Origin of the sequence: Sediminispirochaeta smaragdinae DSM 11293 (assembly GCF_000143985.1) — a bacterium.
GTDB lineage: Bacteria > Spirochaetota > Spirochaetia > DSM-16054 > Sediminispirochaetaceae > Sediminispirochaeta > Sediminispirochaeta smaragdinae.
The window spans coordinates 157,874-172,705 of record NC_014364.1; the positions used below are offsets into that span (position 1 = coordinate 157,874).

Below are 14,832 nucleotides of genomic sequence, written 5' to 3' on the forward strand. Positions count from 1 at the left end.
GGCCGCGGAAGTCATATGGAGCAGGGAAAGGGTTCGCTGAAGATTGAGATTAATGAAGGTGGTTTGAATGCAACGCTTGTTCTGACGGCCGACCCTGAAGGGGAGGTCTGGAGCCTCCCCAAAGTCCAGAATGTTCTCGAAGAAAAGGGCATCATCGAAGGGGTTTCCAAGGCGGCCGTGCAGGAGGCTTTGCAGGCTTTCGCCGAGGCCGAAGCGGGCATCTCTGTGCGTAAAGAGATTGCCCGGGGAACCGAACCGGAACCTGCCACGAGTGAATATTACGAGTGGAAAGAGCTTCCCCTTCCCGAGTCTCTGAAAACGCAGGCTGATCGTCTGTTCCTGGAATATGCTTTTCCCGATATCAAGATAAAACGAACCGAGAAGGTCAAGGTCCGAAAGAAGGTCCTGAAAAAATCAAAGCTTCTTTTTGTCGCTCCGAAGGAACAGATCGTTGAAGAATGGCAAAAAAAAATCGTTGAAGAACCAGCCCCGATAAATCCGAAGGTAGCGGCTACAGGCTATGTGGAACAAGGCGAGTATATAGCGGAACTGAGGGCGGGAGAGCCGGGTAAGGATGGTAGAAGTGTTTTGGGTAAGCCACTTTCCCCCGATCCTGCCAAGCCGATTCTTTTTTATCCCGGGAAAGGGGTAAAGGTCGATAGGAACGGACTCGTTGCCGAAAAAAGTGGTTTTTTTCGTCGTGGGAGCAACTGGGTCGAGGTATTTGATTTCCTTTCCCATAGCTGGGAGCTTTCGCTCTCAAAGGACAAGGCAACACTCCTTTTTGCCTTTACTCCTGGGCATCGGGAGGCTTCCATTCCCGAGCCTTCTCTGATTATTTCCAAGGCCGGCGAAGAGTTCGGGTTTTCCGTCGAACAGTTGAAGGGCCCCGATAAGCTTCGAGAGGTGATGACCAGGAGCGTGCAAACCGGGAAAGCGCTCGAACGCATCCCTTTGACGCGAGACCGGGATGCATTCTTTTCCGTTGAAGCCTCATCGGATAATCTGAAAGGGCTGCTTACCGTCGTAAAGGGAAGTGGTCGGGGGAAACCGCTGATCTTGAGGGACGTCGGTGCCGCCATCAAGGCCAGCGGCTTTTCCGGACTTGATTTTGGAAAAATACAGAACGACCTACTTGAGTTTTATCACGGCAACGGTATCGAGTTGCGTGATTACCTTCTGGCGGAAGGTGCTGCCCCTAGTCGGGGCGAGGATCGTTCCTTCGATTTTTCGGTTGATTTTCTTCCCGAGACCGAATATGAGGCCCTAAAGGTGGGGGAGAGCGGCTTCCCCTCGGAAGAGGCATATCCGATGAGTCAGGCTCGATCCCTTGCCAGGGTTGCAGAAGGGACGGTTGTCGGTGTGCTCTCGTCTGCGCAGGAAGGAAGCCCTGGAAAAGATGTGTACGGTAAGGTCATTCCCGGAATTCCCGGAATCGACCCTCATATCGAACTCCTGGAAAACGTCCGGATGGAAAAAGAGCGTTTTATCGCCGAGACGGCAGGGCTTCTTGAGGTTTTTGACGGCGCCGACGGTATTATCCTCAGGGTGAGACCCTATCGGGATGCAGAGGTAAAGATCGAGCTTTCGACCGATAAGATGGAAGCGTGGCTCACCATAGAACCCCCGGCGGGTAGCGGCACAAAGGCAAACAGAAGCGAGATCGATCAGGCTCTGAAAGAGGTCGGTATCGTAAAAGGAATTATTGAAGAAGCAATAACCGATGCCCTTGAGATCAGTGGAGCGGGAAGTCCTGTCCGAAGAAGCGTTGTTGCCAGGGGCAAGCGTCCGGATGATGCAGGGGGAAGCAGGATTGCTCTTATTGCCGATAGGGCCTCGGGCAAAGGGGTAACGATTACCCGATCCGGTAGGGCCGATTACCGAAATCAAGACCGTTTCGTATCGGTTAAAGCGGGGGCCCTTTTGGCTGAGATCCTTCCGAACGATCAGCCGGCAGAGGACGGATGGGATCTTACCGGGAAGCCTATTTCCGCTAAAGATGCCCCGGCCCTTGATATCGACATCGGTGAGAATATCAGGCAAGAAGAAGAGGGTAATCGTATAAAACTTTATGCGGCTTGTTCCGGTGAGTTTGTATACGAGAAAAAAAAGCTGGATATTCTCAAGGTCCATACGGTCTCCGGGGATGTTGATTTTTCTTCGGGCAATGTTAAATTCTCCGGTACCGTGGCGGTAAGCGGGAGTGTGCGAAGCGGTTTTTCGATCCTTGCCGAGGGACATGTAAAGGTTGCCGGTAATGCGGAGTCATCGCTTATATCATCGGGAGAAAGTATTACCATAGCGCAGGGAATCGTTGGCGGCGGTAAGGCCGTCATACGGGCAAAAAGCAGTATTGAGACAATTTTTGCAGAGCAGGCTACCCTTCTCGCCGTGGGGTCGGTTTCCATGAAGAATGCCTGTCTTCGATGTATGGTGAAGTGTAATGGACGGCTTCGTCTGGTGGGGGAAAAAGGCAATCTTATCGGCGGTGTGGTTCGTGCCAGGGAGGGGGTTATTGCCGCCAATATCGGAAATCCGAAGGGCTCCCGAACAGAGATCTCTTTTGGACAAGATTATCTGGTCATGGATCGTATCGAACTTGAAGAGCGTGAGGTGAAAAAGCTCCGCAACGCCCTTGCCAGAATCGATACTACCATGGCCAGCTTAGAAAAACAGGGAGACAAGGGGCGTCTTGAGATGGCGAGAAAAGAAAAACTTAAGATGATGAAGATGCTCGAAAAGCGAAGTATGTTGCTCTTTACCCTGCGTGAGAGATTCGAACAGCATTTCGATTCTTCGGTTGTTGTCCGGGGGACCGTCTACCCCGGAGTCGTTATAGAAAGTCACGGCCGTTACTGGAGCACCGAAACACCGAAAAAGGGGATTACCCTAATCTTCGATCAGGAAACCGGCCGAATTATCGAGGTTTCCGAAGCGGAGCCCAAGGAAGGGGAAAAATCTGCATGATATATATCAACTATCCGGAATGGATAAGCCCCCAAATTATTCCTGGTCTGCCGTTTCACTGGTACGGAATGATGTACCTGGTAGCCTTCGGTATCACCTATCTTTTATTCAATTATCAGCGAAAGCATGGAGAGATCGCGGTGAGCGAGGACCAGATGGCCGGCATTTTTTTCTGGGTTATTCTTGGCCTGCTCATTGGAGCGAGAATTGTTGCAACCCTAGTGTATGATACGAGCGGACAATACCTTAGACGTCCTTGGCTGATTTTCTGGCCCTTTGACGAACATATGCACCTTGTCGGACTTCAGGGCATGAGTTATCACGGCGGTCTTATCGGGGGTGTCGTTGCGGGCGTCCTCTACTGCAGAAAGGAAAAGATCAGTTTTTGGGCGGTCGCCGATACTGCGGTCGCCGGCATTCCTCTGGGATACACCTTTGGACGATTGGGCAACTTTATCAATGGTGAACTCTGGGGCCGTGTGACAGCTTCTCCCCTCGGGATGATATTCCCCCATGCTCCAGGTCTCTCTTCCCGTTACGAGTGGGTCCGCCGCATAGCCGATAGTGTAGGCATTGGCTATAGCCCTGGGAGCTTGGTGAACCTTCCCCGTCATCCGTCGCAGCTCTATGAGGCCTTTTTCGAAGGAGTTTTTTTGTGGCTCATCATCTGGTTTGTTTTTCGTAAGCGGAAACAGATTCAGGGTACTCTTCTTGGTGTCTATCTGATTGGGTATGGGATTATTCGTTTCTTTATTGAGTATTTTCGTCAACCCGATGCAGATATCGGTTTCCCTATTGCTCTTGGTCCCGATAGCCCTCCCTCTCTTTTCCTATCGCCGTTGAACATTTCCACAGGACAGATTTTCTGCTTCGCAATGATTCTTGCCGGTATTGCCGTTATTGTATTCAGAAGGCTTGTATCGTCCAGAAAAGCAGGATCGTGATCTCCTCTCTCATTGTATAGTTCTTTTTAGTTGACAGCGGCTCGACGGCTTTCTACTATGAGGTGTATGGAAACAATCATCCACTTCGATGCCGCCGAGTCGGCGCTTCGCCTGGACCGGGAAACGCTCCTCATGCTTTTGGACGCTTTTTTTTCGACAAGAGAGGACTATATCAAACCGATCAAAGGGGCGATAGAATCTCGGGATGCCGAAGCTTTGAGAAGTGAAGCGCACCGCCTCAAAGGGGCTGCCAATAATCTGCGGGTCACAAAGATCGGGACCCTGGCCCAAACTCTTGAAAAAAGTTCTTCGGATGCCGATCCCTCTTTACTTCTATCTACACTCGAACAGATAGAGGTCTCATTTTCTGCAGGAGAAAAAGAGCTGTCGGTCCTCAAGTCTGAGGTGTAAATATTTGAATACCTCCTGGTCGATTCTTTTTTCGTATCATCTCGGCTCGGAAGAATTCGAGTTAGGTGGCTTAAGCGGTGGTGCCACCTTTGCCGACGGAGTCCGCATCGTCGTTGAGCAGAGAAAACTTCCATTGGGAGAGCGTATTCTTTTCCATGCCGAGCCGGCTCCCGGGGGGGAGGGGCTTTTCCCTGTGGCCGAACGTTTGGAGCTTAGGTTACGGTGTTCCTCCTGTGAAGCGGTTTTTCTCAACGGCTATCAAAGCTGGACCGAGAGCAGGGAACTGGAGGCAGAGGTTTTCCCGTTTCGATTTCGGCGCTTGTTTCGTCCCTGGATCAATCACTACCTTCTCGACCGCTATGGTGATGCATGCTTTACCGGTCGTTCCTTTTCAAAAAAGCGATATCATGGATGTTCTTTTGCCACGCTTCGTAAAGGAAAGCAGGTGACATTGCTCGCCGGGATGATTGAGGATAGAGCCCTCTCTCGAATCGAGTGGAGATCGGAGCGCCGTGGTCGTGGATACTTGAGTTTTCTGCCCGAGCTCTCCAGTAATAAAATCAGTGGTGTTCGAACCTTGATGGATCTTGTTGTACTGACAGGAGAGGAAGAGGCCGTCTATGAAGGTTGGGCCTCGGCAGCCGACGGTTTCGGACCCGTGGAGCCTGGTGAGAGCCTGAGCGGTTGGACCAGCTGGTACGACCACTACGAAAAGGTGACGGAGGCGGATGTACTGAGAGTGCTTGATTCATGGCAGCGGCTTTCGCTTCCTCCCGGAGTTATCCAAATAGATGATGGATGGCAGCAGGCTGTCGGTGACTGGCTGCGTGTCAAGCCGACTTTTCCCCGCGGAATGGCCCCCCTCGCCGCCGATATTTCCAAGGCCGGGATGGAACCTGGGCTTTGGGTGGCGCCCTTTATTGCAGAGGGCTCTTCCCTGCTTTTTGCCGAGCATCGCGACTGGTTTCTCACCGATGACGCTGCAGAACCTCTTGCCGCGGGTAATAATCCTTTCAATTGGAGTGGCTATTTTTATGCCCTGAATATCTATCACCCTGAAGTGAAGACGTATCTTCGTACGCTCTTCTCGACAATTGTGAAACAGTGGGGCTTTCGTTTCCTTAAGCTTGATTTTCTTTATGCTGCGGCTCTTCGCCTGCCCGAAGGAAAGACCAGAGGAGAGGTGATGCGGGATGCCGTGGCGTTCCTTCGTGAGATCTCCGGTGAAGCCAAGCTCTTGGGCTGCGGGGTTCCTCTTGCTTCCGCAGCCGGGCTTGTTGAATATTGCAGAGTTGGGGCAGATGTGGCACTGCGCTGGGAAGACCGTCGGCTACGGGCCCTCGGTTATCCTGAGCGTGTTTCCACCCTCAATGCCTTACGCAGCACCATCTCCCGCAGGGGCTTGGACGGTCGGTTTTTTCTTAATGATCCCGATGTTTTTCTGCTCCGGGACTGGAATTCTGACCTGAATGAGCAGGAACGTTTTACCCTTTTCCTTTGCAATCATATATTTGGCTCTTTGCTTTTTACCAGCGACGATCCCGGCCGCTATGACGAGGCGACGCTTGCCCTGTTTCGGTCGGGATATCCTCTTCGAAAGAAGCATGGCCTTCGGATGAACCGGATAGGAGAGTGCTTCGAGATTGAATTCTCTATCGGTACCCTTTGCTATCTTGCCTTTATTAATCTTGAGAATCGACCTCATCATGTTACCTTGGCTTCCGGGCTGTACTATGCATATGGCGAAGGGTTTCGGCGGGAAGGCCCTCTTGACCTGCGTCCTCATCAATCGATCTGTTTTCTCGTTGTTGGTGAAACCGATTTTGCCGTTGCTGGTTCTACCGGCATGCTTTTCCCCGGTAGTGAAGTCGAAAGGATAGATGTGGATGGAGAGCACGTGACGCTTTCCCTTGCTCCCGGGACCCTATCCGAGGGGCTGCTCTTCTTTCGGGCCCCTCAGGGGGCCAGTGGTTGCAGTATCAATGGTATCGACATAGAGGCGGAAGAGAAGGTCGGCCTTCGTCTCTGTGTAGTTGAAAAACGTCTCCTATAGTATAGGGGAAATCCCTATAAAAACTCTCAAAAACGCCTTATTGTTTTCTAACCCAAGCCGTTGCATAGTAACATCAACCATTTCTCTGGTAAGGGGTGGAAGATGAAATACGGTACATACAGCGACACAGTTATCGATTCTGATGTGGATTTCAACGACAGCGATCCTCTCTCCCTCTATTTGAAACAAATTTCTGCTTATCCTCTGTTGACAAAAGAAGAGGAACTGATGATCGGAAGGGAAATCCAAGAGAGAAAACAAGAGTTGCTTGAGCTTGAGGAGCTCTTAGGCAAGGAAGAAATCGAGCGGAGTGCCTATCTTTTTAGAAAACGAACGATCGAAGCCGTACTTCGGAAAAGTAGGGATCGAATGATTACCAGCAACCTGCGGCTGGTTGTATCCATCGCTAAAAAATACCAACATCGTGGCTTGAGCTTTCTCGATTTGATCGATGAAGGAAATATCGGATTGATTGAGGCGGTGGAACGTTTCGATTACACCAAGCGCTGCAAATTTTCCACATATGGAACCTGGTGGATTCAGCAATCCGTTATCAAGGCGCTTGCGGATAAGGGGCGTACCATTCGTATTCCCATCCATGTTCTCAATATCATTCGCAAGCTTTTTTCGGTTACCAAGCATCTTACCCAGGAGCTCGGCCGCGATCCCTCCTCTGCAGAGATTGCCGCCTATATGGACCTTCCTGTGGAAAGGGTCGAAAGTATCCTTCAGTATTCCGGAGAGACGGCGAGTCTTGATGTAACCGTCGATGATGAGAATATTACAAGCCTTTCCGATCTTGTTTTCAGTGATGATTACATCGAACCTTTCGAGTCCGTTTTTCATGTGACCCTGAAGGATTTGCTTGATACTATCCTGGGCCAGCTCTCCGAGCGTGAGCAGACCATCATTAAACTGCGTTTCGGACTTGCCGATCGGACTCCTCTTACACTTGAGGAAATTGGCTCTATTCTCGGTATTACCCGGGAAAGGGTTCGACAAATCCAAAATAAGGCGATCGAGAAATTGCGCAGTATCGCTGCTATACAGGAGCTTGAAGAGATCGTATAGAAAGCCTCTTTTTTACTTTATACTCTGGCAATCCTAACAGCATGGCATTATACTTACGGATAAAGTCTGAAGGAGGATGGAAAAGATCTAATGACGAAGAAGGTACTAGTTGTTGACGACTCTCGGGCCATCCGCCGAAGTATAAGCTTCGTGCTTGAGCAGAACGGGTATGAGGTGCTTGAGGCGAGTGATGGAGTGGTGGGACTTGCGAAGCTTGAAGAAGGTACGGTTGAGCTTATCATTACCGATGTGAATATGCCGAACATGGATGGTATCACCTTTATTAAAAAGGTTCGGGAGTTAGATGCTTTTCGATTCGTACCCATCCTGGTGCTGACTACGGAATCTCAGAAATCCGTTATGGAAGACGGCAAAGCTGCGGGGGCCACCGGTTGGATTGTTAAGCCCTTTTCAACCGATAAACTGATGGCTGCCGTTCGGAGGGTTGCTGGCTGATCTACGGTATCATGTCAGCATGAACAGTGCAAAGGTTGTTATTACCACTCCTCCTGCGAACTCGAGGGCCGAGTGAATTCGATCGGTCCTCTTTGACCTTTCACCTAGTTTGATCAAAGATGCCCCTATGCTCTTTGCTGCAACTGCAATGATACTTAATGCCGTTCCCATGCCGACCGACATACAAAATACCGCAACAATACCGTAGGGAACGATGTCATATACAAGGGCGAAAGAAAGAATTAATGCCGCTCCGGGACAGGGAATGAGGCCCGAGCCTATGATGGTAATTACCGTCACACCCTTTTTTGCTGGTTTGTCCTCTTTTGCCATTAATGCTCTTATTGCCGATATCATTATCCAGAGACCGATACCAACCAGCAACAAAAAACTTCCTTTTTCAAGGGCAAGTCCTATCTTGTCCATTCCCGCCGAAATTGGCCCGGAGGAAAGGAAATAAAGAAATCCGACGATGGCGACGGCGCTGCTTGCGTGAAGAAAGGCAAAGCCCATTCCCGCCCCCAGGGCATCTCGTTTTCTATAGCGTCCCGAAGCAAAAAGAGCCGCCAGAATGGTCTTTCTGTGCCCTGGACCCAAGGCGTGAATAAAGCCATAGCCGAAGGCTATAAGCATGGTAAGGGCCATAACAGGGGCCGATGGGTGATCTTTCAGCTGCTTCATGGTATCGGACAATGCGGCATTTAACTGTTTCTGCATCGACGACAGGGTTTGCAGTGTTCCGCTCTCCACCGCCTTTTGTGGTTGCGAGCTTTGCTTCGATTCTGTAGGAGCCTTTTGCGTCGCAGTAAAGGGGTTTACTTGTTGTCCCCAGCTATTTGTGACGAAAATAATAATAAAAATAAAAGGGAATAGAACATACCGATGTCGGGTATTCATGGTTTTGGGTCCTATTTCGATACCTCAATATATAGCTCTTCGGGATAAACGGTTCCTGAATAATCGACCCCGTTTCTTCTTGCCGTACCCCCGGTCGGGTCGTAGATGATTGGTGCGTTTTTGTTCCGCAGAATTTTCCAATCAACGGAAAAAACACCGGGAGCACGGACGATAACAGAGTCCTTTTCCATCCATGCAATATCACAAAAAAAGGTATCGTCGAAGATGGAAATACGAAACTGTACAGGCTTCTTTTCATTGTTTATGGGAATAGCCATAGGGACAAAAAAGGTATAGCCAAGGCGATCATCCTTCATAAAGGCGCGGAAATCGGAAACCTTTTTAATATCGACTTGGGCTTCTCCGGTAGTGACGCTGATAAAGTAATGGTAGTTGGCCAGATTGCTGAAGGCTCCGGCCTCAATGGCTGAAATTTCATCTGCGGAAAAATTCTTATCCATATTACGATCGTAATCGAGAAGAATTTGAGCCGTAAAAAATTGATCAAAAAGCCATTCGACCCAGAATCCCTTCATACCTGCCTCGTCGAATTCAAGGGTGGTTTTACTATCGATGAACATATGCGGATGGGCAAATAGGGTACAGGGTATGAAAAGTGTGAACACAAAGAGGAACAAGGGAAGATGCCGCTTTTCTAATTTCATGAAGGCTATTCTATCCTGCTCCTTATCCCAGGCCAAGGATGATACCGCCCCGATACACAATAAAAGCGGCAATCCAGGCGAGGGTAAGCTGATATCCAAGAGAAAAGATCGACCATTTCCACGAGCCGACCTCTTTCACAAGGGTGACGAAAGCTACGATACAGGGCGTATAAAGCATGACGAAAATCAAAAAGGCGAAGCCGACCAACGGTGAATAAGCGTCTCTGAGTGCATCCCTGAGCTCGGTTCCCGACTCCTCTTTTCCCTCTTCGTTTCCAGCGGTAAAAAGGACGCCGAGGGTTGAAACGACGACCTCTTTTGCTACAAAACCAGTCATGAGACTGACATCCATGCGCCAATCAAAGCCAAGGGGCGCAAGCACCGGCTCGATAAAGGTCCCTGCCTTTCCTATGTAACTCTGCATCACCTGCTTACGCTTAAGCTCTCGCTGTAGAGCCTGGACCTCCTCCTGATGCCCCTGTTCCCGTTGCTCGGCGATCATCGTATCGTACTGCTTTTCCATTTCGGGCTGTTTCGGGTAATTTCCGAGGAACCAAATGATGATGGAGAAGATCAGCACAACGCCTCCCATTTTCTGGAGATAGTGCTTTGCCTTTTCCCACATATGGATCAATGCACTGCGAAAGGTTGGAATTCGATAAGGGGGGAGTTCCATCACAAAGGGATACTCTTCGCCACGGAAGAGTGTCTTTCGAAAAAGCCATCCCATACCAAAGGCAAAAAGGAAACTCAAAAAGTAGAGTATAAAAATCACATTGCCGGCGATATTGGGAAAAAAGGCGCCGGTAAACAGGATGTAAACCGGAAGTCGGGCGCTGCAGGTAATCAGGGGGGCAATTAAAATGGTTAGGATACGGTCTTTCTTGGACTCCAGAGTTCTAGCTGCCATGATGGCCGGTACACTACAGCCCACTCCCATGACCAGAGGAATGAAGCTTTTCCCATGAAGTCCGATCCTGTGCATGACCTTGTCCATGATAAAGGCGATTCTGGCCATGTATCCGGTGTCTTCAAGGATGGAGATTCCAAGAAAGAGGATGAGAATATTCGGAAGAAACACAAGAACGCCGCCGACCCCTGCAATAACTCCGTCGGTCAGCAGATCGCGAATCGCTCCCGGTGGCATGGTCGTACCGATCCAGTTGCCTAGTGCGGTTATCCCCGATTCGATCCAGGCCATGGGATAGGCTCCCAGCCCGAAGGTCGTCTGGAACAGTATCCACATAAAAAAGGCGAAGATAGGATATGCCAGAAAGCGGTTTGTGAGAACATCATCGATCTTTTCACTGATATTAATCCTATTTGCTTTCGGCTTGTTGACGGTTTCGTTCAGTGCTCCGATGATGAAGCCGTAACGTCGTTCACTAATGATCGTTGCCGCATCTTCTCCGTAGAGCTGTTCGATTTCCTTGCTCCGACTTTCCAGCTCTTTGAAGATCACATTATCATCGGGAGAATCTGCGGGAACACGTTCCCGCACCTTGCGGAGAATTTCATCGTCCCGTTCCAGTAGTTTCAATGCATACCAACGCGGGCTTATTCCCCGAAGATTAAAGGAACTTTTTTCCACAAGTTCGGCAAGGCTTTCGATAGCCGCCTCGATCTCCTTGCCGTAGTTAACGGAAACCTGGCGAGTCGCCGGGTGTTCTCCCTTTGCGACCCGGATTGCTTCGTCAAGGAGCTCACGGACCCCTTCTCCATTGCGGCCTACGGTAAAGCGAATGGGAATTCCGAAGAGCCTGCTGAGGGCTTCGGTATCGATAACCGTTCCCGATCGCTTTAACTCATCACTCATGTTAAAGGCCAACACCATGGGACGACCCATTTCCATAACCTGAACTCCGAGGTAGAGGTTTCGTTCCAGGTTGGTTGAATCGAGAACGTTGATGATGACATCTGCATCGCCCTTGATAATGACTTCTCTGGCGACCAGTTCCTCCATGGTGTAGGCAGATAGGCTGTAGGTCCCCGGGATATCGATCAAGGTAACGCGATCGTTTCCCCGTCGTATATTCCCCTCTTTGACGTCGACGGTGACCCCTCCCCAGTTCCCAACCTTTTGATTAGCGCCTGTTGCGGCATTAAAGATTGAGGTTTTTCCCGAGTTGGGATTTCCGGTCAGAGCAAAACGGAATGAGCCCATCAAAGGCTCCCCGCACATTCGCCTTCGGCTGCATGTATGTACTGATCCTTCGCCGGCTCAACTTCTATCATATCTGCTTCTTCGACTCGCAGCGAAACATTGCACCCTGCAACCAAAATTTCAACCGGATCTTTTAGGGGGGCGTATCTGATAATTGATATCGTTTCACCTCGGCGAAAACCCAATTCCATGAGTCTATTTTTGAGCCTTCCGCTTCCGTTTAATCTTGTTATGGTGACGATATCTCCCTGGCGATATTGACTGAGCGTTTTCTTCATAGGTACTAGTAAGATAAAGAGGTGCTGCTATCTATGTCAATCCTGTGTCCCTCTCCGGTGATTGACATGCCGAATTGTTTTATGCACGATACAAAAACGTTTCCGTCATATATGGGGAAGTCCTGTGAGAATCAGGCACAGTCGCGCTGCGGTGTTGAGAAGCTCGTAAAGTGCATGCTCTTAGTCCGAATGCCATGATGGGAAATAATCCGATTTTGTCGCGTCAGCAAAGGGAGATATGAATGATTTGCAAAACTCTGGTTACCGGTTTTCCTCGGATTGGGGAAAACAGAGAGCTGAAAAGGGCCCTCGAACACTATTGGTCGAAAACTGCTTCGCTTCAGGAGCTCCGCGCAACGGCTGCCGAGTTACGAAAACGGCATTGGCTGTTCCAAAAAAGACAAAACATCGACTTTATCAGCTCAAATGATTTCAGCTATTACGACAATATGCTTGACACCATTGTGATGCTGAATGCCGTTCCCGACCGCTTTTCCGGTATCGAGGATGAGACCGAGCGTTATTTTGCCATGGCAAGAGGGACGGCTGGAGCTTCAGCCATGACCATGTCCAAATGGTTTGATACGAACTATCACTATATCGTTCCTGAGCTTTCCGGGACGCTTGATTTTCGCCTTTGTCCCGGAAAAATCTTGACTGAGTATGCCGAAGCTAAGAAACTCGGGGTAAAAACAAAAATAAATGTGATAGGCCCCATTACCTTTATGGGCCTATCACGGGCTTCCAAAGGTGAAAACCCTTTCGGCTATGCGAGTCGCATCATACCGCTCTACAAAGAACTTTTGGCAAGGTGTGCGGAGCTGGATGATACCCTTTATATTCAGATGGAAGAGCCTTATCTTGTGAAGAATCCGACTGCGGAGGTTCTTGCTCTGCTTAAAGCGGCATATCAGGACCTGGCTTCCGTCAGCTCCAATATTCGGATTATCGTGACAAGCTACTTTGAGCACTCGAACGAGACAACGAAAATTCTTGCAGAAACTCCTATCTGGGGGCTGGGCCTTGATTTCGTCCACGGCCCTCAAAATATTCAGGGATTGAAATACGCAAAGGGTAAAAAAATTTTTGCCGGTGTTGTCGACGGACGCAATATTTGGAGGAATGATCTTGGTGCCTCTCTTTTTCTCCTTGAGAAAATCTCAGATATGGTCGGTAGGGAACAGGTCGTTGTTTCCACGAGTTGTTCTCTTCTCCATGTTCCTTATTCGCTTCAGAATGAGCCTGAAAGTGATATTAAGCAGCATCTTGCTTTCTGCTGTGAGAAGGTCGAAGAGTTGGCTTTGCTCGGTAGAGTCTTTCGGGGTGAGGTAGTATTGGATTCGGATAACATAGGTATGAAAACGGCCAGGAGCCGAACCCCCAGCACACAACACGATGGTCCGGCCGATATCGCGTTCGGAGAGCGAAAGGTGCGTGCCGGTGATTTTGCCGAGAGAAACGCCCTTCAGCGAAGGAAATTCCATTTGCCGAAACTTCCGACGACGACAATCGGCAGCTTTCCTCAGACTCAGGAATTAAGAAGGTTGAGACGGGATTTCAAAAAACGTGCTATATCGGAAGAGGCGTATGAACAGGGTATAAAGACCTATATTGATGACTGTATTGCATTTCAAGAGGAAATTGGCCTTGATGTTCTGGTTCATGGGGAGCCCGAGCGAAACGATATGGTTGAGTATTTCGGCGAAATGCTTAAGGGTTTCCATTTTACCGACAACGGATGGGTGCAAAGCTATGGGAGCCGCTGTGTAAAACCTCCTATCATATATGGCGATATCAGCCGGACGAAACCCATGACCGTACGCTGGATCAGTTATGCCCAGAGGCGAAGTAAAAAGCCGGTCAAGGGGATGCTGACCGGGCCTGTGACAATCCTCAACTGGTCTTTTGTCCGGGAAGATATCCCCCGCCCTCTTGTGGCGCGGCAGATTGCTGCTGCCTTATGTGAGGAAGTGGCGGATCTCCAGGCTGCCGGGATCTCGATCATCCAGGTCGACGAGGCTGCTTTTCGCGAAGGCTACCCCTTGCGCAAGGAGAATGTTTCCGCATATGAGCGGTGGGCGGTCGATAGTTTCCGTTTGGCTGTTTCTTCTGCGGCTAAAGAGACCCAAATCCACACACATATGTGCTATAGCGATTTTACCGACATTATAAAAACGATTGAGGCCATGGATGCCGATGTCATAACGATTGAAACGGCCAGGGGCGGCAATCGGCTCCTGGATGTGTTTGAACGGGAAGGCTACCACAATGAAATCGGTCCAGGCGTGTACGATATCCACTCCCCCCGCATCCCTTCGGAAGATGAATTTGAGAAGCAGATTTTTTCTCGTCTCGAGGTTCTTGATGGAAAACGCATGTGGATTAATCCCGACTGTGGCCTGAAAACACGAAGATGGGAAGAGGTTCGCCCTGCTTTGCAGCACATGGTATCCGCTACCCGAAACGTCAGGCTCACTCTGGAGAGAAACGAGACTTCTCTAACATAATAATATAGATTCTTCATCGTCCCTTGCTTGACAGAAATAGCAAGGGACGGTACTATGCAAATGTTAGGAATGCCTAATTAAGGAAGGACTGATGCACAATACCTTTGCAATGAAATTTGGGCTTGATAGAGGCCGGCGGCATATGTTTCACGGACATGGTCACAGAAATCACCACTGTCAGGAGATGGGCTCTGTGGTATTAAGTGGTGTGGATGCCGGAAGCTCTGTGCGCGTGGTATGTCTTTTCGGAGGCCAGGATGCCAAGCGCAAACTCCTCGATATGGGTCTTGTGCCCGGTGAACTCCTCAAGGTTGTTCAAAATGATAGCGACGGGCCGCTTTTACTGCAGGTACAAGGGAGTCGACTCATGATAGGGAGAGGTCTTGCTGATAAGATTCGTGTCGCTGCAGCATAGGTTG

General features: G+C 49.7%; 12 protein-coding genes. 8 read left to right on the plus strand and 4 right to left on the minus strand.

Translation table 11 applies throughout. From position 1 onward, the window contains the following. The first annotated feature begins 15 nt into the window (after positions 1–15). From SPIRS_RS00790 to SPIRS_RS00815, 6 genes are all read left to right on the plus strand, one after another. Entirely contained in the window at positions 16–2,967 is a 2,952-nt protein-coding gene (locus SPIRS_RS00790; protein WP_013252777.1) for a flagellar assembly protein A, read from the plus strand. Then, positions 2,964–3,911, plus strand: coding sequence for a prolipoprotein diacylglyceryl transferase (lgt, locus tag SPIRS_RS00795; protein WP_013252778.1), 948 nt, complete (start codon positions 2,964–2,966; stop codon positions 3,909–3,911). Before SPIRS_RS00790 ends, lgt begins: the two co-directional genes overlap by 4 nt. Before the next feature lie 66 nt (positions 3,912–3,977). After that, positions 3,978–4,322, plus strand: coding sequence for an Hpt domain-containing protein (locus SPIRS_RS00800; protein ID WP_148224002.1), 345 nt, complete (start codon positions 3,978–3,980; stop codon positions 4,320–4,322). A 4-nt stretch (positions 4,323–4,326) separates the two neighbouring features. Next, complete coding sequence (locus SPIRS_RS00805) at positions 4,327–6,375, plus strand: glycoside hydrolase family 36 protein (RefSeq protein ID WP_013252780.1); 2,049 nt, start codon at positions 4,327–4,329, stop codon at positions 6,373–6,375. A 102-nt stretch (positions 6,376–6,477) separates the two neighbouring features. Then, on the plus strand, positions 6,478–7,446 hold the full coding sequence (locus SPIRS_RS00810) for a sigma-70 family RNA polymerase sigma factor (protein ID WP_013252781.1): 969 nt from the start codon (positions 6,478–6,480) through the stop codon (positions 7,444–7,446). Between the two features lie 90 nt (positions 7,447–7,536). Next, positions 7,537–7,902: a response regulator gene (locus tag SPIRS_RS00815; protein ID WP_013252782.1), complete on the plus strand. Its 366-nt coding sequence runs from the start codon at positions 7,537–7,539 to the stop codon at positions 7,900–7,902. Positions 7,903–7,911: 9 nt separating this feature from the next. Here the strand turns inward: SPIRS_RS00815 and SPIRS_RS00820 are convergent, their stop codons facing one another. The 4 genes from SPIRS_RS00820 to SPIRS_RS22570 are packed head-to-tail and all read right to left on the minus strand — an operon-like array spanning position 7,912 to position 11,906. Next, positions 7,912–8,799, minus strand: a complete 888-nt coding sequence (locus tag SPIRS_RS00820) for a nickel/cobalt transporter (protein WP_013252783.1) — start codon at positions 8,797–8,799, stop codon at positions 7,912–7,914. A gap of 11 nt (positions 8,800–8,810) precedes the next feature. Beyond that, a complete protein-coding gene (locus SPIRS_RS00825) occupies positions 8,811–9,464 on the minus strand; it encodes a DUF1007 family protein (protein ID WP_013252784.1) in 654 nt (217 codons plus the stop codon). 22 nt (positions 9,465–9,486) lie between these two features. Then, on the minus strand, positions 9,487–11,628 hold the full coding sequence (gene feoB / locus SPIRS_RS00830) for a ferrous iron transport protein B (RefSeq protein WP_013252785.1): 2,142 nt from the start codon (positions 11,626–11,628) through the stop codon (positions 9,487–9,489). Next, the gene (locus SPIRS_RS22570) at positions 11,628–11,906 is read right to left on the minus strand and encodes a FeoA family protein (protein WP_013252786.1); all 279 of its coding nucleotides are present in this window, start codon (positions 11,904–11,906) and stop codon (positions 11,628–11,630) included. The genes feoB and SPIRS_RS22570 overlap by 1 nt, the downstream gene beginning before the upstream one ends. A gap of 242 nt (positions 11,907–12,148) precedes the next feature. On the opposite strand from SPIRS_RS22570, the gene metE reads away from it, so the two are divergent. Then, positions 12,149–14,413, plus strand: a complete 2,265-nt coding sequence (gene metE, locus SPIRS_RS00840) for a 5-methyltetrahydropteroyltriglutamate--homocysteine S-methyltransferase (protein ID WP_013252787.1) — start codon at positions 12,149–12,151, stop codon at positions 14,411–14,413. Positions 14,414–14,504: 91 nt separating this feature from the next. Continuing rightward, positions 14,505–14,828, plus strand: coding sequence for a FeoA family protein (locus tag SPIRS_RS00845; protein ID WP_013252788.1), 324 nt, complete (start codon positions 14,505–14,507; stop codon positions 14,826–14,828). Positions 14,829–14,832 lie beyond the last annotated feature (4 nt).